An 18,723-nucleotide genomic window follows, 5' to 3' on the forward strand; every position below is an offset into this window, starting at 1 on the left:
GCGTGAGAATGGCGAGCGGCTTTGGCGTTTGGCGAATGTCAGCGGCCTTGAGCCGGATTGGGGATCCGGTCCAGCTCTGGCTCTTCTGCACCCTTGTCGAAGACCAGCGGATAGAGAACGCCTGCGATGATCGCGCCGACGATCGGTGCCACCCAGAACAGCCACAACTGACCCGGCGCTCCGTTCCCGTTGAAGAACGCCACACCGGTGGATCGGGCCGGGTTCACCGAGGTGTTCGTGATCGGGATGCTGATCAAGTGGATCAGGGTCAGGGTCAGGCCGATCGCGACGCCGGCCAAACCCGCCGGTGCCCGCGTATCGGTGGCGCCCAGGATGACGATGACAAAGATTGCGGTCAGCACAACCTCGGCGATCAATGCGGCCCATAGCTCGTAACCGGCCGGGGAATGGTCCCCGAATCCATTGGCGGCCATATTTCCTTCGGCTTCGAAACCATCTCGCCCGCTGGCTATCGCGAGGATGATCGCGCCACCGGCGATACCTCCGATCACCTGGACGATGATGTATCCCGGAACGTCTTTCCATTCGAAGCGTCTGGCCAGGGCCGCACCAATCGTCACCGCCGGGTTGAAGTGCCCACCCGAGATGTGGCCGAGAGCGTAGATGCCGGTCAGGACGGTGAGGCCGAAGGCGATCGACACACCGAGGAAACCGACACCCACTTGGTACATCGTTCCGGTGTCGTCGTCCTGGGCGATGGATTTGGCGGCGAAGACTGCGGTACCGCAGCCGCCGAGTACGAGCCAGAAGGTGCCCAGCCCCTCGGCGGCAAGTTTTTGAACTGTGGTCGGAGTGGCCATTGGATCAAACCTCCAGGTGTGGTGATGATCATGGGGTAACTCGCACGATGCAACGGGCCAAGCGTCCACAATGGGCTTTACGGGCGTACATCGCCGTTACTATCGGTAATTATCACCACTGCGGCATGAACTGTCTGCTCGGTTGAATATTCGATGTGGCTCGGACTGGAAAATGCCTGCAGGATCATGACGCGAACTGGGAGAAGTGGCTGATGAGCAACCTTGTCGAGGGTCCGGAGATCGACTGCGCATCAGCCCCGTCAACCGATCACCATGTGCAGATCCTGACCTCGCGTGAGGTTCCGTTGGGTGGACCGCGGGCGATGCTGGTTCATCGGACACTTCCGCAACGGGCGCGATCCCTCATCGGCGCATGGTGTTTTGCCGACCACTATGGTCCGGCGAACGTGCGGGACACCGGTGGAATGAACGTTCCGCCGCATCCGCACACCGGGCTTCAGACCGTCAGCTGGTTGTTCTCCGGCGAGATCGAGCACCGCGACAGCCACGGCATTCATGCGATGGTCCGGCCGGGCGAGGTCAATCTGATGACCGCGGGACACGGGATCAGTCATTCGGAGGTGTCGACGCCGCAGACCTCCGAACTCCATGGCGTCCAGCTGTGGGTGGCGCTGCCCGCCGACGCCAGGGATACCGGCCGCGGGTTTGACCACTATGTGCCCACACCGCTGTATGTCGACGTCGGCCGGATCAATGTGTTCATCGGAACGCTGATGGGAAGAACGTCGCCGGTGAAGACGTTCAGTCCGTTGCTCGGAGCTCAGATCGACCTGGATACCGGTGCGATGCTGACGATCTCGGTCGATCCGGACTTTGAACACGGTGTGCTCGTCGATCTGGGCACGGTCAGTGTCGACGGCGTCGAGGTGGCACGAACGGAGATGGCCTACATCGGAACCGGGCAAACCCAGTTGACGTTGCAGAGCTCTGACGACCAGCCGTCTCGGGTGATACTTCTCGGTGGCACACCATTCAACGAGGATCTGGTGATGTGGTGGAACTTCGTCGGCCGCAGCCATGACGACATCGTGACGTACCGCGAGCAATGGGAGCAGCGCTCCGATCGATTCGGTGAAGTGGCCGGGTACGAGGGACCGGTTATCCGCCTGCCGGCGCCCGCGTTGCCCAATGCGAGGATCAAACCACGTCAGGAGCCGTCGCGATGAGTTGGAATATCCGAGCAGCACAGGCAGTTTCAGCTGTCATGACCAACAACAGCGGGGCCATCACAGACAAAACCGGCGCATCGGTCACGGTGGCCGACGACCCGGGCGAACATCGATACATCGTCACGGTCGGTGGTGAGCGTGCCGGTCTGGCGGCCTATGCGGATCGAACCGACGATGGCGGTGTGGCGCAACGGGTTTTCTATCACACAGAGGTGGCGGAAGCCTTCGGTGGTCGAGGGTTGGCCACCATCCTGGTCAAGGAAGCGCTCGATGATGCTCGCGCGCAAGGCAAAAAGATCGTCGGCGTCTGCCCGCTGGTCGCGGCATTCTTGAAGAAGCATCCCGAATACTCGGATGCCACGAACAAGGTGACCAAGGAGATCTTGGATTGGCTGCGCGCCTGACGAGGGTCAGGACATCCCGACCAGTCGTAGGAGCGCCGTCGATCCGGCGGCAGCCAACACCACGACCACAAATGGCACCCTTCGCCAGGCCAGTACGCCGCCGACGGCCACCCCGATAATTCGTGCCGGACTGGATATCTCGCCCGCCTCGATGAAGGTGGCGGTGGCGACCAGTGCGGTCAACAGGACCACGGTGCCGATCGCGGTGAGCTGTTCGAACCGTTCGGGGATGGTCCATCGTCCCGCCAGGACGGGCCCGGCAAAGCGGAACGCGAAGGTGCCAAGAGCCAGTGCCGCGATCCCGAGGAGGAGCGCGGGTGTGCTCACGCTCATTTCGCCACCGCCTGCTGGGGGCGGCGGATCGGGACCGCAAGGACAACTGCGGAGAGCGCCAACAGGATCGGGATCCCGGCCGGCGTGAACGGCGATGCGGCGACCGCGATGACGGCGCCGGCGCAGGCTGCCTTACGGGTGGTGTGGTCCCGAAGGCTGGGCAGGATCAACGCCAGCAGCACAGCGGGAAACGCGGCGTCGAGACCAAAAGCGTTGGTATCACTGAGCATGCTGCCGCCGATGGCACCCACAACGGCGCCGAGGTTCCAGGAGGCGAACAGACCTGCGCCGCAGGCCCAGTAGACCGCCCGTCGCCTCTCCGGGTCACGCTGCGCGATGGTGAACGCCACGGATTCGTCGATCATGAGGTGGGCGCCGACCAGACGTGAGGCGATCGACTTGCCGAATACGTCGCCGAGGGAGAATCCGAACAGGATGTGGCGTGCGTTGGTCAGGAGTCCGGCGGCAACTCCGGCGAAGATGCTCCCGCCTGCGGCGATGATGGCCACGAAGGCGAACTGGGCGGCGCCCGCGAACACCATCACCGACATCAGCAGCGGTACCCAGATCGCGAACCCGCTGCCGACCGTGATCGCGCCGAACGACAACCCCACCACCGCGATCGCAGCACAGACCAGTGCCACATCTCGGGCCAGTCCACGGTCAAGTGTTCGCCATATCGAACGCATGGCTTTTATAGTGGGCTCTTCACCCTGTGTTCGTCAACCCGAACGAACGGTAGTGTCAGTCGAACGAAGTTGTTGGTTATGCCGAACAGTCCGAGGGGAACCACATGACCGGCGCACCACTGCAGGCCATCGCCACCGCGCTGCAGCGAGAACGCAAGCGGACGGGACTCTCGCTGGCCGAGGTCGCCCGCCGGGCGGGTGTCGCGAAGTCGACGTTGTCGCAACTGGAGGCGGGCAACGGCAACCCAAGCGTGGAAACGCTGTGGGCACTGAGCACCGCCCTCGAGGTGCCGTTTGCGCTACTGGTGCAGCCCCCGGCCCCACGTGTCCAGGTGATCCGATCCGGCGAGGGGCCTGCCCTGTCGTCCGAGCGGTCGGACTATGTGGCGACGCTGCTGTCGGCCTGTCCCACCTACGCCCGCAGGGATCTTTATCTGATCACCGCGCAGCCGGGGGAACCCCGGGATTCCGACCCGCATATGTCAGGCGTCGTCGAGCACGTGGTGCTGGTGTCCGGCCGAGCGCTGGTCGGCCTGATCGACGAACCGGTCGAACTCGGGCCGGGCGACTACATCAACTACCCGGGCGATGTTCGGCACACCTTTTCGGCGCTGGAGCCGAACACGGTCGCGGCGCTCGTTTCCGAACACACCTGAAGCCGTGTCGCCATCCTTCCCATTGACCTAAAGTAGAACAAGTTCTAATTTAGCTGGATGTAGTTGGTTCTTCTGGTTGGGACTGAAGGGTCGAATCGCGGGGTGCTCACCTCGGCGTCGCCCGCGGGAAGAGTGAGTGAGGATTGCGCTGATGAAGGCTGAATTGCCCGAGGTGGTGGCCGTATCGACGGTTGACGAGTGGTCCGATGAGGTCGACGTGCTCGTCGTCGGATGCGGAGTCTCCGGCGGTAGTGCCGCGGTCGAGGCGGCAGCCGCCGGAGCCCGGGTGCTGGTTCTCGAGCGGGCGGCCGTCGCAGGCGGAACCTCGGCGATGGCCGGTGGACACTTCTATCTCGGTGGGGGCACCGCGGTGCAGAAGGCGACCGGGCACGAGGATTCGGCCGAAGAGATGGAGAAATACCTGCTCGCTGTTTCACGTGAACCCGAACCGGACAAGATCCGCGCCTACTGCCAGGGAAGTGTCGAGCACTTCGACTGGCTCGAGTCGCTCGGCTTCGAGTTCGAGCGCAGCTACTACCCGGAGAAGGCCGTGATCCAGCCCGGAACCCAGGGCTTGATGTACACCGGCAACGAAAAGGTCTGGCCCTTCTGCGAGCAGGCCGTTCCGGCGCCGCGCGGTCACAAGGTTCCGGTCGAAGGCGACCTGGGAGGGGCAGGCATGGTCACAGACCTGCTGGTGAAACGGTTGGCCGAGATCGGCGCGGAAATCCGGTACGAGACCGGTGCCCGCAACCTCGTGGTCGATGAGAGCGGTGACGTCGTCGGAGTGCGGTGGAAGCGTCTACAGGACACGGGGTTCATCAAGGCCAAGGCGGTGATCATCGCGGCGGGTGGTTTTGTGATGAACGAGTCGATGGTCGCGGAGTTCGTCCCGCAGATGTCCGAGAAGCCCTACACGCTGGGCAGCACCTACGACGACGGGTTGGGTATCCGGCTCGGGGCGTCTGTCGGTGGCGGACTCAAACACATGGATCAGCCGTTTGTGACCGCTCCGGTCTATCCGCCGTCGATCCTGTTGACGGGCCTTGCGGTCAACAAAGATGGCCATCGATTTGTATGCGAGGACTCCTATCACTCGCGGACGTCGGCATTCGTGATGGAGCAGCCGGACGCGGTGGCCTACCTCATCGTCGACGAGGCACACATGGAACGGCCGGAGTTTCCGCTGGTGCCGTTCATCGACGGGTGGGAGACCATCGCGGAGATGGAGTCGGCGCTCGGGATCCCCGAAGGAAACCTGCAGGCGTCGATGGCCCGATACAACGAATATGCCGCACGCGGGGAGGATCCCGATTTCGGTAAACGTCCCGAGTGGCTGGCACCTCAGGACCACGGGCCGTGGGCGGCGTTCGACATGTCGCTGGGCAAGGCGATGTATGCCGGGTTCACCATGGGTGGCCTGGCAACCTCGGTCGACGGTGAGGTGCTCACCGAGTCGGGTGCGACTGTTAGTGGTCTCTACGCGGCCGGGGCCGGGGCCGCCAACCTCGCGCAGGACGGTAAGGGCTACGCCAGTGGGACCCAGCTCGGTGAGGGATCGTTCTTCGGCCGTCGGGCCGGCCGGCACGCCGCGACCCGCTAGACGCTCCACAACTACGAAGACGCTCCACATGCAGTTCTCTGCAGGTGGAGCGTTTTTGTCTACCTGGGGTGTGTGGGGGCGGCGTCAGGCGGCTGTGGCGAGCTGCTTGCGCAGCGCACGAGCGAACATCTGCCTGAAGGTCACGAACCGGACGCCGGTCGCGATCAGGTTCACTGTCATCAGGATGACCAGTTCGAGCTGGCTCGACGGGTGTTCTGAGATCTCGTGCAGGACGAACAGAGAGAACGCGGTCAGCGCCCAGCCGAAGCCGAAGACGGCGACACCCTGGATGTGATGGGTGACCAGCTGCGCAGAGCCCCGCAGCCGGAACGTGAAGGCGCGGTTGGCGGCGGTGTTGAGGACGGCCGCGACAAGCATGGAGATGAAGTTGGCGGCCTGCGCGCCGACCAGTCCGTGCAGCGTGAGGTACATCAGGGCGTATGCGGTGGTGCACATGATCCCGACCGCAGAAAAACGCAGGACCTGCATCGGCAGGGGCCTGCGCATGAACTCGACAAGAGTTCCTCGCCGGGGAGGATCGGTTTCCGCCGCAGCGGTTTCGATCTGATCTCCAGGGACCGGGCCTACCGTCACAACGAACACGATATGGGAGGACACCGGAATTCGTGGTATCGGCGGGCGAAGTTGTCGGGCGAACTGTGGAAACTTGATGTAAGGAGACGCAAGGCCCGGGCCGGAGCGGCCGGTCGGGGGTGTAGCCGCCCCGGCCCGAGTTCTTGATCTACCTCACTTGGTGAATGCCTGGTCGCAGGGGTTATGCGGCCGGGGGCATCAGCACCGTGTCGATGAGGTAGACGGTTGCGTTGGCGGTTTTCACGCCGCCGCAGATCACAGAGGCGTCCTGGACCGTGAGGGTATCGACGGGACCGGTCACGGTGACCATTTGGCCTTCGACGGTCTCGTGGTCGCCGACGATCTCGTCAGGCGACAGCTGCCCGGGCACGACGTGGTAGGTCAAAATCTGGGTCAGGGTGTCGCTGTCGGTCTTGAGCGCTTCGATGGTCGCCGGATCGATCTTGGCGAACGCGTCGTCGGTGGGCGCGAAGACGGTGAACTCGCCACTGTTGAGGGTGTCCACCAGATTGACGTCCGGGTTGAGCCCACCGGAGACCGCAGCGGTCAGTGTGGTGAGCAACGGGTTGTTGGCGGCCGCGGTGGCGACCGGTTCGGCGGCCATGCCGTCAACGGAGCCTGCGCCGGTCGGGTTGGCCTCGGCGTACGCTGCACAGCCCGGGCCGACCAGGGTGGCGGCTTCTGCCGATGTACCTGATTCGCTGGGCATCGCGGACGTCGTCATCGGCGCCGAGGTCATCGCCGAGGCCGTGGTGCTGTCCGACGAGGAGTCGGAACTGTCGTCCGAACAACCTGCCACGAGGCCGATTGCCAGGCCAACGCTCGCCACGGTCACTGCCAGTCGCTGAATTCGTTTGAGAGCCATCTTCGCTGTCCTTATCCATAACGTCGGTCATGTATGCGCGGCGCCGGCCACGTGTGGCATCTGTGGCGCCGATCATTTGTCGGTCACGGCAGGTTCGGAGCTGGTCGGTGGGCGGATGGGTGCAGATGAAGGAATCTTGTGATCGAGCCCTCAGCCATCCGAAACGTCGATGGATACGAATCACCTCCCGACAAAGGAAGATTGAAAACTCCTGAGAGGCTAAGGAATTGCGTATAGCAGCGGTGGCACGCCACGGGCTCGCCGGCCTGGTGGCGGCAGGTGCCGGGCTCGCTGTCGGGGAGTTGACGGCTGCATTCGTTTCCTCCTATGCCTCGCCCTTCTATGCCGTGGGATCGTTCCTCGTCGATCGCGCTCCCGCTTCGATGCGGGAGTTCGCCATCGAGACGTTCGGAACCAACGACAAACCGGTGTTGTTGTGGGGCATAGGGTTTGCCGTGGCAATTCTGTCGGTGGTGGCCGGCATCGTCGAGCGGCGCTCTGTCCCTGCCGGTTCGGTGTTGATCGCGGCCTTCGGAATCTTCGGCGTGATCGCGGCACTTCACCGGCCCACGTCGGACAACTGGTATGCGCTGCCCTCCCTGCTTGCGATCGTGGTTGGTGTTCTGGTGTTGCGTTACCTCCGGGGCTTTCTGTTCAGCGGGTCGCCCCAGGGTCGGACTGCGCAGGGTCCTGCGGATCGCGACGAGGCGAATGCGGTGGGGTCCGGTGAGCGGGTGCCGTCGCGGGAGGGCTTGTCGCGTAGGAGTTTTGCGATCTCAGCCGGCCTGATCGTGGTGATCTCCGGTGCCGGCGCTTTCGTCGGTAGGCAGATCTCGACGATGGGTGACGTCATCGCCGACCGCAAACGCGTGCGGCTCCCGCGGCCGGCCAGTGTGGCCACGCCGATTCCGTCAGGCGCGGAAGTCGGGGTCGAGGGCGTGACCCCATTTGTCACCGCAAACAACGACTTCTACCGAATCGACACCGCCCTGCAGGTCCCCGCGCTGACCACCGGCGACTGGCGGTTACGGGTGCACGGAATGGTCGAGCGCGAGTTCACTCTCACCTGGGACGACCTGATGGACATGCAGGCAACCGAACGAATCGTGACGCTGACGTGCGTCTCCAATGAAGTCGGCGGCGGTCTGGCCGGGACGGCCGACTGGGTCGGATACCCGATGAAGGCGATCCTGGAACGGGCGGGTGTGCGCGGCGACGCCGATATGTTGTTCTCCACGAGCGTCGACGGATGGACGTCGGGCACACCTCTCGAGGCGGTGATGGACGGCCGCGACGCGATGCTGGCGATCGGCATGAACGGCGAGCCGTTGCCACTCGAGCACGGATATCCGGTTCGGCAGGTGATTCCCGGGCTGTATGGCTTCGTCTCGGCGTGCAAGTGGGTCGTCGACTGGGAGGTCACCAGGTTCGACAAGGCGCAGGCGTACTGGACCAAGCGCGACTGGGCGCAGAAGGCTCCGATCAAGACCGCCTCGCGCATCGACCGGCCGGCCGGATTGTCGCGGCATCCGGTTGGCGATGTGGTGATCGCCGGAACCGCGTGGGCACAGCATCGCGGGATCGCCAAGGTCGAGGTCCGGGTCGATGACGGTCCGTGGAACACCGCGACGCTGGCGACGGAGTACTCCGATGACACCTGGCGGCAGTGGTATTGGACCTGGCCGGCCACGGCCGGGCAACACACCATCTACTGCCGTGCGACCGACAAGACCGGACAGGTTCAACCCGAGGAACGGGTTGCACCGATACCTGATGGCGCCACCGGTTGGCACAACCGAGTGCTGCGGATTGCGTAGGTGTTCTGATGACTATCGCTACTGTCATGGATGTGACCGACCGAATTCCCGAAGCGCGGGTAGACCTCGCCGATCTGTTGATCCGGACGGCCGGCCACGATCGATCGGCTTTTGCCGACCTGTACGACGCGACGAGCGCCCGGGTGTTCGGGTTGATCCTTCGAGTTCTACGAGATCGTGGTTATGCCGAAGAAACGCTGCAGGAGGTGTACCTGCAGGTGTGGCAGAAGGCCGAAGGGTTCGATCCCGCCTCCGGCTCCGCGCTGAGCTGGATGATGACCATCGCGCACCGGCGGGCAGTCGACCGCGTTCGCAGCGAGGAAGCAGCCAGCAGGCGATCGACCGACTACTCGGTATCCAATCTGGAACTGCCAAGCGACAGCGTGGCCGAGTCCGTGGTGTCCCGTGAAGAACGTGATGACGTCGTGTTCTGCCTGGGTAGCCTGACTTCGACGCAACGTCAGAGTATTGAGCTGTCCTACTATGGGGGCCTGACATATCGGCAGGTAGCAGAGCGACTCGATGCGGCTCTCCCAACCGTTAAATCACGTATCCGCGACGGCCTCCGTCGCCTGAAGCAGTGTCTGGAGGCGAACCCCCATGGCTGAGCACAGTTGGCTCGACGAACACATCGAACTGTTCGCCCTCGGGGCTCTGGAAGCGGATGAGGTCGACCGCGTCGAGCGTGAGATCGCCGAAGCGCCCCTCGCCGATCGGCAGCGGTACCGCGGGGAGATCACCAGCACCCGCGAGGCGCTGGCTTCGCTGTCGGCCGAGTACGCCACCGCGCCGCCACCGCGGATCCGCGGACTGTTGTTGGCCGAGTTGCCGCAGCGCGAGGCGGCACCGGAGTCCGGCGAGCCGAAACAGGCGCCCGACACCGAGTCACGATCGAATGTGGTTGACATCACATCGCGTCGTCGGCGGGCGAGTATCGCCGTCGGTGCGGTCGCGGCGGCACTGATATTGATCATCGGCGGAGTGATGGTCGGCCGGGTCACCGCCCCGGACGCCGAGGGACCAGTCGCGCAGGGTGACCTGGACAAGCAGATCAGTCAGGTGCTGGCGGCGCCGGACCTGCAGATGAAGCAGGCCGACATCGGTGATGGTGCCAGCGTCACCGTCGTGGCGTCGCGCGACGAGAACAAAGCGGTTGTCCTGGCCGACGGGTTGCCCCCGGTCCCAGCAGGCCAGACGTATCAGATGTGGCTGATGGGGGAGGATCATGAGCCTCTGTCGGTCGGGCTGATGCAGGGTTCACCGGGCCGTCAGGCCGTCGCCGTCGACGGGTTGTCCGGGTCGGACGAGTTCGGTGTCACGGTCGAACCCGAGGGCGGGTCATCAGCGCCGACAGGCGACCCGGTCGTCGCAGTCACTTTCTGACACCGCCGGGCGCCCGAACACTCCAGGCCGCCTCGGTCACTCGCAGATAACTGCGCAACCGGATAAGAGCCTTTAATGGCACGGTTGTGTAACTGAACTGTGTTCAGTTACACACTGCCCCTGCCCATTTGATCATGCTATGTTCCAACGCAGTGATGTGGCGCACGTGAGTCGTGTGCCACATCGGCCATTTGTGGGCAGGCGTCGGACGAAGGTGTCACCGACGAACCGCCCAACCCCATGACAAGGGAGCTTCTATGAGTGTGGGTGTCGTGCGCGAAACGACGGAGGGGGAACGCCGGGTTGCGCTGGTTCCGAAGGTTGCCGCCACTTTGGTGAACAAGGGTGTATCGGTGGTCGTGGAGTCGGGCGCAGGTCTGGGCGCGTTGATCCCGGACGCGTTGTATGTGGCCGCAGGTGCCTCAATCGGCGATCCGTGGTCGGCAGATGTGGTGGTGAAGGTCGATGCACCCACTGATGCCGAGATCGCAAAGTTGTCGTCGGGTTCGTCGTTGATCGGATTTTTGAACCCGCGTAATGCCGAGAATCAGATCGGTGCTTTGAAGTCGGCGGGTGTGCAGGCCTTCGCTGTCGAGGCGATCCCACGTATCTCGCGGGCACAGTCGATGGATGCGTTGTCCTCGCAGGCCAACGTCGCCGGCTACAAGGCCGTGATCTTGGCGGCAGAGCGCTCGACCCGGTTCTTCCCGATGTTGACCACTGCCGCCGGAACGGTGAAGCCGGCCACGGTACTGGTGCTGGGTGTGGGTGTGGCCGGGTTGCAGGCGCTCGCGACCGCAAAGCGGTTGGGTGCTCGGACAACCGGCTATGACGTGCGTCCCGAGGTTGCCGAGCAGGTGAAGTCCGTTGGCGGGCAGTGGCTCGATCTCGGGATCGACGCGGCCGGTGAAGGCGGATACGCTCGCGAGCTGACCGAAGACGAACGCGCACAGCAGCAGCGGGCTCTGGAGAACGCGATCAAGGGTTTCGACGTGGTCATCACGACCGCGTTGGTGCCGGGTCGTCCGGCGCCGCGCCTGGTGACGGCAGGCGCGGTGGAGGGCATGAAGCCCGGCAGCGTTGTGATCGACCTGGCCGGTGAGACCGGCGGCAACTGTGAGTTGACCGAACCGGGCCAAGAGGTGATCAAGCATGACGTGATGATCTGCTCACCGCTCAATCTTCCGGCGGGTATGCCCGAGCACGCATCCGAGCTGTATTCGAAAAACATTCTTGCGCTGATCGAGTTGATGCTCGGCGAGGACGGCAAGATCATTCCCGATTTCGAAGACGAAATCCTCGCCGCGGCCTGTGTCACGCGCGAAACACAGAAGGCAGGTGCCTGATATGTATTCGGGACTTCTCGCGAATATCGCGATTCTCGTGCTGGCCGGTTTTGTTGGCTTCGCGGTCATCTCCAAGGTGCCCAACACCCTGCACACGCCATTGATGTCCGGCACCAACGCCATTCACGGCGTCGTTGTCCTCGGTGCCCTGATCGTGTTGGGCCGCTTGCCCGATGATGCTCCTTGGGGTGTGCGCATCATCGCTTTCGTCGCGTTGATCTTCGGAACCCTGAATGTGGTGGGCGGCTTCTTGGTCACCGACCGCATGTTGGGAATGTTCAAGAGCAAGAAGGCTCCGCTGAACGAAAAAGATGCAGCCGGGTCGTCTGAGGGAGTCCAGAAGTGAACAATCTGGTCAATATTCTTTATATTGTTGCGTTTTCGCTGTTCATTCTGGGTTTATCGGGCCTGACCGGGCCCAAGACCGCGGTCCGCGGTAACTGGATTGCTGCTGCCGGCATGGGGTTGGCGGTGATCGCGACGTTGATCGAGATCCGCGATACCTACGCCATCAACTGGATTCTGATCGTGGCCGGTCTGGCGATCGGTGTGATCCTGGGTGTGCCGCCTGCCAAGCGCACCAAGATGACCGCGATGCCACAGCTGGTTGCTTTGTTCAACGGTGTCGGCGGCGGCACGGTCGCGTTGATCGCTTGGGCCGAGTTCATCGAGACCGCAGGGTTTTCCGAGTTCAAGCATGGCGAATCACCGACCATTCACATCGTGATCGGATCGCTGTTCGCGGCGATCATCGGTTCGGTGTCGTTCTGGGGTTCGTTGATCGCCTTCCTCAAGTTGCAAGAGTTGATGAACAAGAAGGTCGAGAAGGCATTCGTCAAGAACGCCAAGATCTTCCAGGTTGCGAACATCGTCCTGTTGTTGGTGGCGCTCGCGGCGTGCGTGTTCATCGGCGTCAACGCCAGCCCGGGCGAGGGCAGCTCGCAGTGGTGGATTGTGCTGGTGCTGGTTGCTGCCGGTGTGATGGGTCTGTTCGTGGTGTTGCCGATCGGCGGCGCCGATATGCCGGTGGTCATCTCACTGCTCAACGCATTGACCGGGTTGTCCGCTGCGGCAGCGGGTCTGGCGTTGAACAACACGGCGATGATCGTGGCAGGCATGATCGTCGGCGCATCGGGTTCGATCTTGACGAACCTGATGGCCACGGCGATGAACCGGTCGATCCCGGCGATCGTGTTCGGTTCGTTCGGTGGTGGCGGAGCGGCCGGGGTTGCCGGTCCGGCCGGTGAGCAGGGCACGGTCAAGGCCACCTCTGCCGCTGATGCGGCCATCCAGATGGCGTATGCCGGGCAGGTGATCGTGGTCCCCGGTTACGGACTCGCAGTGGCGCAGGCTCAGCACGCTGTCAAGGACATGGCCTCGATCCTGGAGGAGAAGGGCGTAGAGGTGAAGTACGCCATTCACCCGGTCGCCGGTCGTATGCCCGGACACATGAATGTCCTTCTCGCCGAAGCTGATGTCGAGTACGACGCGATGAAGGAAATGGACGACATCAACGGCGAGTTCTCGCGCACCGATGTCACCCTGGTCATCGGCGCCAACGATGTCACCAACCCGGCCGCGCGCAACGACCCGTCATCCCCGATTCACGGGATGCCGATCCTCAATGTCGATCAGTCCCGTTCGGTGATCGTCCTCAAGCGCGGTATGGCCTCGGGTTACGCCGGTATCGACAACCCCCTGTTCACGCTGCCGGGTACGTCGATGTTGTTCGGGGACGCCAAGAAATCGGTGGGCCTGATCATCGAAGAACTCAAAGCGCTGTAACAAATGGGCTGCGGCCCACAGCTCCACCCGAATTCACACCGCCCACCTGAAACCTCAGGTGGGCGGTGTGAATTCATGTGGGTGGCGGGTCAGAACCAGCCGGGATCGGTGTCGAGGGTGGTGCGGTCCAGTGCTGCCAGCAGGTCGAATTGCGGGTTGGTCTTCGGTAATTCATAGCGGCAGAAGTACTGGGCACGCTCTCCGGCGCGATCGATCGTGGCGGTGATGTCGGCAAACGACGATCCTGCCTGCGGCTCTGACAGGCGCATGGGCCGATTTGTGGCTCGTTCTGATCGGACTTCTTGTTATGCGGGGCAAAGCATTTGACGGCGATGTCGGTACACAGGTCGAGCATGCCGTCGAACGTCTCCCGCGAGTGCTCTGAAAACCGGCGGGGAAAGGTCATAAAGGTCCGTCCGGAGGTGCCCGTGAAGTGGGTTGGCTCAGTATGGCCGATCCTCGATCGCCGGCGTCTGGTGGGTGAAGTACCAGGTCACAGCTGCGTTGATGGCGGTGATGGAAGGTGTTGCATCGTCGATCACCACGTAGGTCGTGGAACTGATGGGTGCACCGTTCAATGCACACTCGTACGCCATACGTTGGCCCAGTTGCCTGGTTGCCCGAATCGCAGCTCGTGACGACGCTGCGTCGGACGTATCGCAGAGTAGGAGAACGCGCGCCCCTGATACGGTGCTCGCCGCGTCGACCACGACCTCGGTGAGACGGTCTTCGGCGGCCTGGCGGACCACGTATTCACGCCACCTGCCGAACCCTCGGCGCCGGGGCGTGGCCGGGGTGTTGGTGGTGACGATGACAAGTGCTTCGCCCGCCTCGGGTGTCAGCAAATCGCGGGGATCATCGGTGGCGGTCACGCCGTGATCGGCGAGCGCGCGGCGGACAGCCGCGTTCAATCCGCCGGAGGGTCCCACCAACAACACCGGTTCGTGGTGAGGTCGCTGCAACGGTCCACCGGGTATACGGGGAGAGACTGCAATCTGCATGATTCCCCCTTCGGGGATAGGGGCCGAATTCCGTGGCGTTCGAGATTGCCTAGGCGGTATAGGGCGTGTTTGCGATAATTGTTGCGGTGCAATGTCTTCCGGTTGGCAGAAGAAACCGGCAGTCGTCACCGAGTCGGGCTCCTCGAATCGCCCGCCCGAGTGGCGATTCGGGTGAGCACACCTGCAGCCTCCCGGTCTCGTGTTCCTCGGGCATCCCGAGCAGGAATGTGTCGGTGTCGGAATGATCGTGGTCGAACTGGACTGTCACGATCGAGCCCGGCTGTACGGTGCCGTCGTCTGTGGTGGTCGTTGTTGCGGTGGCCAGGACGGCATGAGTCCGCGCGATTCGGGTATTGACGTGATCCAGTGCTCCGACCGCTCGGTGATATGCGTCATTGTTGTCCAGATCGCCCATGTTCCGATGCTTGATCAGGTCGGCAGACGCCGCATCGCGTTCTCGATAGAGTTGTGCCACTTCATTTTCGAGACGCTCGCGCGTGGCAGCGCTGATCCAGGACGGATCGGTGGTGGTCATGATGGGTGTTCCTTAGTGGTTTGTTTTGTGGCGCCCGGAGATCGCGATTCTCGGGTGTGTTCTGCGCAGCGGCCCGACGTCCAACGGTGGATATCGCTCCGTGATCGCCTCGTGTGAGGCGCGGTCGGTGGCGGCGTTCAAAGTCAGGATCCACGGCACGCATTCTTGTGCCCTGTCGCCGTGTGAGCGCTGCGACGCCAGGTCGGCGAGCGCGTCGTTGGCGATGCTCTCGACCTTTTGCGCCGTCAGGCGTCCGGTCGGATCGTGGAGTCCGTACCCGATGTCTTGCGTCTGGGGTGGGGCGAGGGCCAAAGTGCCGTTGAGGCGTTCCCATTGGCGCCGTAAGAGTACAGAATCTGTTTGCTGCACTAATTGGTAGCGCTGTACTCGTTCGGGAAGCGTAGAAGAAACGACGTCGGCGACGTGGTCAAAAAAGCGCTGGGCCCGCCGGGGTGTGGCACACACCCGAAAGCGAACCTCCATCAGTACCGTTTTCACGGCGCATCCTCACTCCTTCTCCGATCGCACTCGGTCCAATGGACTCTAGCCCATAAAAAAATAAAAGCCAGTCCGGTCAATTTGTCCCGGATCAGATCCTGAAATCTACTGTGTTGCAGTCCCACAGGACAGTATGGAGAAACTTGACCTTCCTGTGGGCTTGGCTATGGTCTGGAGGTGAGCGGCCTGATGGTCGCTGATGTGCTACGGACCACAAGGAGATGTCGATGGCGACTGAAAAGAAGACAACGGCGAAGAAAAAGCGAATTGCAATGAAAGCGCAGCGCGAAAATAAAAGGGTGGCGGAAAGTGGATCTATTATGCGGAAGCGCAAAAATGCCTGACGCGCCCAGTCGTGAGAGAACGCTTACGGAAATGCTGACCTCATTGCATGAACACTTTTCGGCCACTGCTTGCGGGAGGGATGAGCCGGAAGAATATCGGCGTGGGCATGGCGCGGGTATGGGCTTTGCGCGCCTGTGCGTCCTCGACCAGCTCGCCGGGGCTCCGACAACACCACTCGTCGAACAGAACCCGGCCACACGTCACCGCTGGGAGCTCGCGGCATTGCAGACCATCGAGGGTCGCCTCGATCAGGAACGAGGCAGCGGTGTCCCGCCCGGTGTCGCTGAGTACAGCGTGGGTTACCAGGCCGGGATATCGACGGCCCATACATATATCGGCCTGGCGCACGACGCGCTCGAGCTACGCGGCCGATCATTAGAGGGCGGCAAGCTGAGATCAAGCACCTGCTGAACGCTCAGCCGCGGGACAACTCGTCGATGCACACGGTGATGGCGAGGATGAACGCCTGATCTTCGTTCGCGGCGATCTCCACACCGTAGGTATCCCGGAGCCGGAACCACTTCTTGGAGATCGTGGCGATGGTGTCGCCGTCGCGTTCGATCTCGTACTCATGGTCGACGAAGTTGCCCTTGGCTTTGAGGTCCGGCCCGGAATCCGGATCGATCGTGTACCGATCCCGGATCCCGAGCATGGCCTTGTGCACGGTGGCCTCTGAGTCCCCACGTTGGATATGCATCTTGTCCCGGACGCTGAACTTGCGTTCTTGAATCTTCGCGAGTTCGGCGCCCCGGCTGTCTTCGAGGATGAATGTCTGCCGGAAGCGAATCGCCTTGCCGTTGACCTTGAAGACCTTCTCTCCGGCGCTGTTCTCGATCCAGTAGTCGTCGCCGATGGACAGCAATTTCTCGCGCATCTGGTAGCGGATCGCGGCAGGTTTGTCTTCGTGAGAACGGTTGAACAGGCCCATGACAACCGATGGTGCCCGGACGGGGTGTTTCCGGCATCACCCGATGTGGATGAGGTCAGGGGCCGATGGGCGGGGGCGTTATCGAGCTGAGACCGCTTGAATGTGGTCCCGTGGCATTGAGCGCCTATTGTGGCCAGTGTGACAAGTGGTGCGCGTGTGGCGCGAGTGAATAGAGCGCTGGTGGCCGCGGCCGCTGCCATCGGGATGTCGACCGGGGCGGTCGCGCTGATCCCGACCGTCATGAACGCGCCGACCGCGGTGTCGCCGGTGATGTCCGGGACGGACACGGCGAACCTGTACAACTCTGCCCAGCTCCAGTTCCGCCGCGGTGAGGTGCCGTTGGGGCTCAATGCACTCCGACAGCTTCTGGTGGCCAGCCCCTCCGACACCGATGCGCTTGCGCTGCAGGCGATCTGGTCCGACTACAGCGGTGATGCACGGGCGACCCAGGCGGCACTGGCCGCCCTGGGGACCTATGATCGCGCCTTGCAGGGACGGATTCGCGAGGTGCTCGCCGGCATCGGCCGCGGGGTGGTCGTTGGCCCGAATCCGGTGCCGGGCCTGCATGGGAAGACGACCGGGATCGTGGTTCTCGGAGCCGGCCTGAACCCAGACGGAACACCCACCGCCGAGACGGCCAGCAGGCTGTTCGCCGCCTGGAGCCAGGCGATCGTCGCCCACGAATCTGCGGTGATCATCTCCGGGGGCGCCAACGCCCGCGGACAACGCGAGGCCGACGTGATGCGGACCTGGCTGGTTGACCACGGTATCGCCGCTGCCCGTCTCCATGTCGACTCCGCAGCCCACTCCCTGGCGCAGAGTGCGGTGGCCTGCGCTGCAATGGCCAGGGCGCTGAGCCTGGCGAATGTGGTGGTGGTGACCTCTCCGGATCAGGTTCGGCGCGCTGCGGCCGACCTGGTTGTCGCCGGGATACCGGTGGTGTCGGCGACCACGTCGACCCGAGAACTGATCGGCAACCTGTCCGTGCCCGCGAAAGTCGATCAGCGGGACATCTACATCGATGCGACCGACATCCTCGGCCTGCCGTCGGACCGCATCAAGGCGGCCCGTTCCGCCGCATGATCGCGGCGTCTCATCACTGAACCGAACGGAAGTGGCTGATCACACGGCCATCGGCGTATGTGTGGAACGCCAACCCGGCAGGCTGTGTCTCGTTGACCACATCGGCCCCTTCGAACGGCAGATTGAGGGTCGAGGACACGCCAGGGGCCAGGCACAGTGGCCGTCCGGCAAAGGTGGTCACGGCGCCGGTGTGGGCGTGTCCACACATGAACATGGTGATGTTCGGATGCCGCTCGACCAGTGCGGCCAACCGCTCTTCCCCGGTCTGCCGGATGGTGTCCATCATCGGCATCTGCAGCACAACCGGCGGATGGTGGAACGCAACGAACACCGGAACCTGCGGTCCGGCCGCGGATATCTGCTCGTCCATCCAGGCGAGGGTCTCGTCGGTCAGGTAACCCCCGTTCTCGCCGGGGATGGAGCTGTCGCAGATCAGGAACAATGTGCCTGCGATCGTCCGAGAGAAATTGAGCGGCGCGGTGTGGTCGGTACTGCGCAGGGAGAGCTCGTCGGCCAGGAAGGTCTGGTTGAACTCGTCGCGGGAGTCGTGATTTCCCGGGCAGATCAGGGTCGGCAGCGGACTGTGCAGCGTTTCGCCCGCTTCTTTGTATTCGGAAGCCAGACCGTTGTCGGTGATGTCGCCCGTCACCAGTAGTGCGTCGATGCCGTCGGCTCTGGAATTGATGTAATCGAGCACAGCTTGGATCCGGTCGCGCTTTGCGGCGGTTCCGTTGAAGTGAAGATCGCTGATGTGCGCGACTACGAGCACGTGGACTCCTTTTGGTGCGGCTGTGGGTTCCCGCGGGGCGCAGGGCGGCCATCGGAACCCGTAAATACCGTAGCTCGC

At 63.1% G+C, this 18,723-nt stretch carries 23 protein-coding genes; 12 read left to right on the forward strand and 11 right to left on the reverse strand.

Annotation, left to right across the window (positions count from 1 at the left end; translation table 11 throughout):
- Positions 1-38: 38 nt before the first annotated feature.
- Positions 39-821, reverse strand: a complete 783-nt coding sequence (gene aqpZ, locus AC1D75_RS04510) for an aquaporin Z (protein WP_495514093.1) — start codon at positions 819-821, stop codon at positions 39-41.
- Between the two features lie 212 nt (positions 822-1,033).
- Between aqpZ and AC1D75_RS04515 the strand changes: the two genes are divergently transcribed.
- Positions 1,034-2,008, forward strand: coding sequence for a pirin family protein (locus tag AC1D75_RS04515; RefSeq protein ID WP_495514094.1), 975 nt, complete (start codon positions 1,034-1,036; stop codon positions 2,006-2,008).
- 38 nt (positions 2,009-2,046) lie between these two features.
- A complete protein-coding gene (locus tag AC1D75_RS04520) occupies positions 2,047-2,415 on the forward strand; it encodes a GNAT family N-acetyltransferase (protein ID WP_495514095.1) in 369 nt (122 codons plus the stop codon).
- Positions 2,416-2,421: 6 nt separating this feature from the next.
- Here AC1D75_RS04520 and AC1D75_RS04525 read toward each other — a convergent pair whose 3' ends face one another.
- Together AC1D75_RS04525 and AC1D75_RS04530 are read right to left on the reverse strand one after the other, a co-directional pair.
- Positions 2,422-2,748, reverse strand: coding sequence for an AzlD domain-containing protein (locus tag AC1D75_RS04525; RefSeq protein ID WP_495514096.1), 327 nt, complete (start codon positions 2,746-2,748; stop codon positions 2,422-2,424).
- Entirely contained in the window at positions 2,745-3,437 is a 693-nt protein-coding gene (locus AC1D75_RS04530; RefSeq protein WP_495514097.1) for an AzlC family ABC transporter permease, read from the reverse strand. Before AC1D75_RS04530 ends, AC1D75_RS04525 begins: the two co-directional genes overlap by 4 nt.
- A gap of 104 nt (positions 3,438-3,541) precedes the next feature.
- Here AC1D75_RS04530 and AC1D75_RS04535 point away from each other — a divergent pair, with 104 nt between their 5' ends.
- Together AC1D75_RS04535 and AC1D75_RS04540 are read left to right on the forward strand one after the other, a co-directional pair.
- Positions 3,542-4,093: a helix-turn-helix domain-containing protein gene (locus tag AC1D75_RS04535; protein ID WP_495514098.1), complete on the forward strand. Its 552-nt coding sequence runs from the start codon at positions 3,542-3,544 to the stop codon at positions 4,091-4,093.
- Between the two features lie 151 nt (positions 4,094-4,244).
- On the forward strand, positions 4,245-5,696 hold the full coding sequence (locus AC1D75_RS04540; RefSeq protein ID WP_495514099.1) for an FAD-binding protein: 1,452 nt from the start codon (positions 4,245-4,247) through the stop codon (positions 5,694-5,696).
- An 84-nt stretch (positions 5,697-5,780) separates the two neighbouring features.
- Here the strand turns inward: AC1D75_RS04540 and AC1D75_RS04545 are convergent, their stop codons facing one another.
- Both AC1D75_RS04545 and AC1D75_RS04550 read right to left on the reverse strand, forming a co-directional pair.
- Positions 5,781-6,290: a GtrA family protein gene (locus tag AC1D75_RS04545; RefSeq protein WP_495514100.1), complete on the reverse strand. Its 510-nt coding sequence runs from the start codon at positions 6,288-6,290 to the stop codon at positions 5,781-5,783.
- A 181-nt stretch (positions 6,291-6,471) separates the two neighbouring features.
- A complete protein-coding gene (locus AC1D75_RS04550; RefSeq protein WP_495514101.1) occupies positions 6,472-7,155 on the reverse strand; it encodes a fasciclin domain-containing protein in 684 nt (227 codons plus the stop codon).
- 227 nt (positions 7,156-7,382) lie between these two features.
- Here AC1D75_RS04550 and AC1D75_RS04555 point away from each other — a divergent pair, with 227 nt between their 5' ends.
- The 6 genes from AC1D75_RS04555 to AC1D75_RS04580 all read left to right on the forward strand — a co-directional run bounded on the left by AC1D75_RS04555 (position 7,383) and on the right by AC1D75_RS04580 (position 13,486).
- Positions 7,383-8,972 carry a molybdopterin-dependent oxidoreductase gene (locus AC1D75_RS04555; RefSeq protein WP_495514102.1) on the forward strand — a complete coding sequence of 530 codons (1,590 nt, stop codon included), beginning with the start codon at positions 7,383-7,385 and terminating at the stop codon, positions 8,970-8,972.
- Positions 8,973-8,998: 26 nt separating this feature from the next.
- On the forward strand, positions 8,999-9,580 hold the full coding sequence (gene sigK, locus AC1D75_RS04560) for an ECF RNA polymerase sigma factor SigK (RefSeq protein ID WP_495515980.1): 582 nt from the start codon (positions 8,999-9,001) through the stop codon (positions 9,578-9,580).
- Positions 9,573-10,355, forward strand: a complete 783-nt coding sequence (locus tag AC1D75_RS04565; RefSeq protein WP_495514103.1) for an anti-sigma factor — start codon at positions 9,573-9,575, stop codon at positions 10,353-10,355. The genes sigK and AC1D75_RS04565 overlap by 8 nt, the downstream gene beginning before the upstream one ends.
- Before the next feature lie 257 nt (positions 10,356-10,612).
- Positions 10,613-11,701: a Re/Si-specific NAD(P)(+) transhydrogenase subunit alpha gene (locus tag AC1D75_RS04570; protein WP_495514104.1), complete on the forward strand. Its 1,089-nt coding sequence runs from the start codon at positions 10,613-10,615 to the stop codon at positions 11,699-11,701.
- A 1-nt stretch (position 11,702) separates the two neighbouring features.
- The gene (locus AC1D75_RS04575; protein WP_495515981.1) at positions 11,703-12,047 is read left to right on the forward strand and encodes an NAD(P) transhydrogenase subunit alpha part 2; all 345 of its coding nucleotides are present in this window, start codon (positions 11,703-11,705) and stop codon (positions 12,045-12,047) included.
- A complete protein-coding gene (locus AC1D75_RS04580) occupies positions 12,044-13,486 on the forward strand; it encodes an NAD(P)(+) transhydrogenase (Re/Si-specific) subunit beta (RefSeq protein ID WP_495514105.1) in 1,443 nt (480 codons plus the stop codon). The genes AC1D75_RS04575 and AC1D75_RS04580 overlap by 4 nt, the downstream gene beginning before the upstream one ends.
- Positions 13,487-13,575: 89 nt before the next feature.
- On the opposite strand, the gene AC1D75_RS04585 is transcribed toward AC1D75_RS04580, so the two are convergent.
- The 4 genes from AC1D75_RS04585 to AC1D75_RS04600 all read right to left on the reverse strand — a co-directional run bounded on the left by AC1D75_RS04585 (position 13,576) and on the right by AC1D75_RS04600 (position 15,520).
- Positions 13,576-13,755 (reverse strand): hypothetical protein, encoded by a 180-nt coding sequence (locus AC1D75_RS04585; protein ID WP_495516095.1) that lies wholly within the window; start codon positions 13,753-13,755, stop codon positions 13,576-13,578.
- Between the two features lie 174 nt (positions 13,756-13,929).
- Positions 13,930-14,487 (reverse strand): hypothetical protein, encoded by a 558-nt coding sequence (locus AC1D75_RS04590; RefSeq protein WP_495514106.1) that lies wholly within the window; start codon positions 14,485-14,487, stop codon positions 13,930-13,932.
- Between the two features lie 49 nt (positions 14,488-14,536).
- Positions 14,537-15,022, reverse strand: a complete 486-nt coding sequence (locus AC1D75_RS04595; RefSeq protein ID WP_495514107.1) for a GreA/GreB family elongation factor — start codon at positions 15,020-15,022, stop codon at positions 14,537-14,539.
- 12 nt (positions 15,023-15,034) lie between these two features.
- The gene (locus tag AC1D75_RS04600) at positions 15,035-15,520 is read right to left on the reverse strand and encodes a hypothetical protein (protein WP_495514108.1); all 486 of its coding nucleotides are present in this window, start codon (positions 15,518-15,520) and stop codon (positions 15,035-15,037) included.
- A gap of 462 nt (positions 15,521-15,982) precedes the next feature.
- Here AC1D75_RS04600 and AC1D75_RS04605 point away from each other — a divergent pair, with 462 nt between their 5' ends.
- A complete protein-coding gene (locus AC1D75_RS04605; RefSeq protein WP_495514109.1) occupies positions 15,983-16,276 on the forward strand; it encodes a hypothetical protein in 294 nt (97 codons plus the stop codon).
- 4 nt (positions 16,277-16,280) lie between these two features.
- Here AC1D75_RS04605 and AC1D75_RS04610 read toward each other — a convergent pair whose 3' ends face one another.
- A complete protein-coding gene (locus tag AC1D75_RS04610; protein ID WP_495514110.1) occupies positions 16,281-16,793 on the reverse strand; it encodes an LURP-one-related/scramblase family protein in 513 nt (170 codons plus the stop codon).
- Between the two features lie 156 nt (positions 16,794-16,949).
- Here AC1D75_RS04610 and AC1D75_RS04615 point away from each other — a divergent pair, with 156 nt between their 5' ends.
- Positions 16,950-17,876: a YdcF family protein gene (locus AC1D75_RS04615; protein WP_495514111.1), complete on the forward strand. Its 927-nt coding sequence runs from the start codon at positions 16,950-16,952 to the stop codon at positions 17,874-17,876.
- A 13-nt stretch (positions 17,877-17,889) separates the two neighbouring features.
- Here AC1D75_RS04615 and AC1D75_RS04620 read toward each other — a convergent pair whose 3' ends face one another.
- A complete protein-coding gene (locus tag AC1D75_RS04620) occupies positions 17,890-18,645 on the reverse strand; it encodes a metallophosphoesterase (protein ID WP_495514112.1) in 756 nt (251 codons plus the stop codon).
- Positions 18,646-18,723: the final 78 nt, after the last annotated feature.

The sequence above is a fragment of the Williamsia sp. Y712 genome (genome assembly GCF_059445525.1).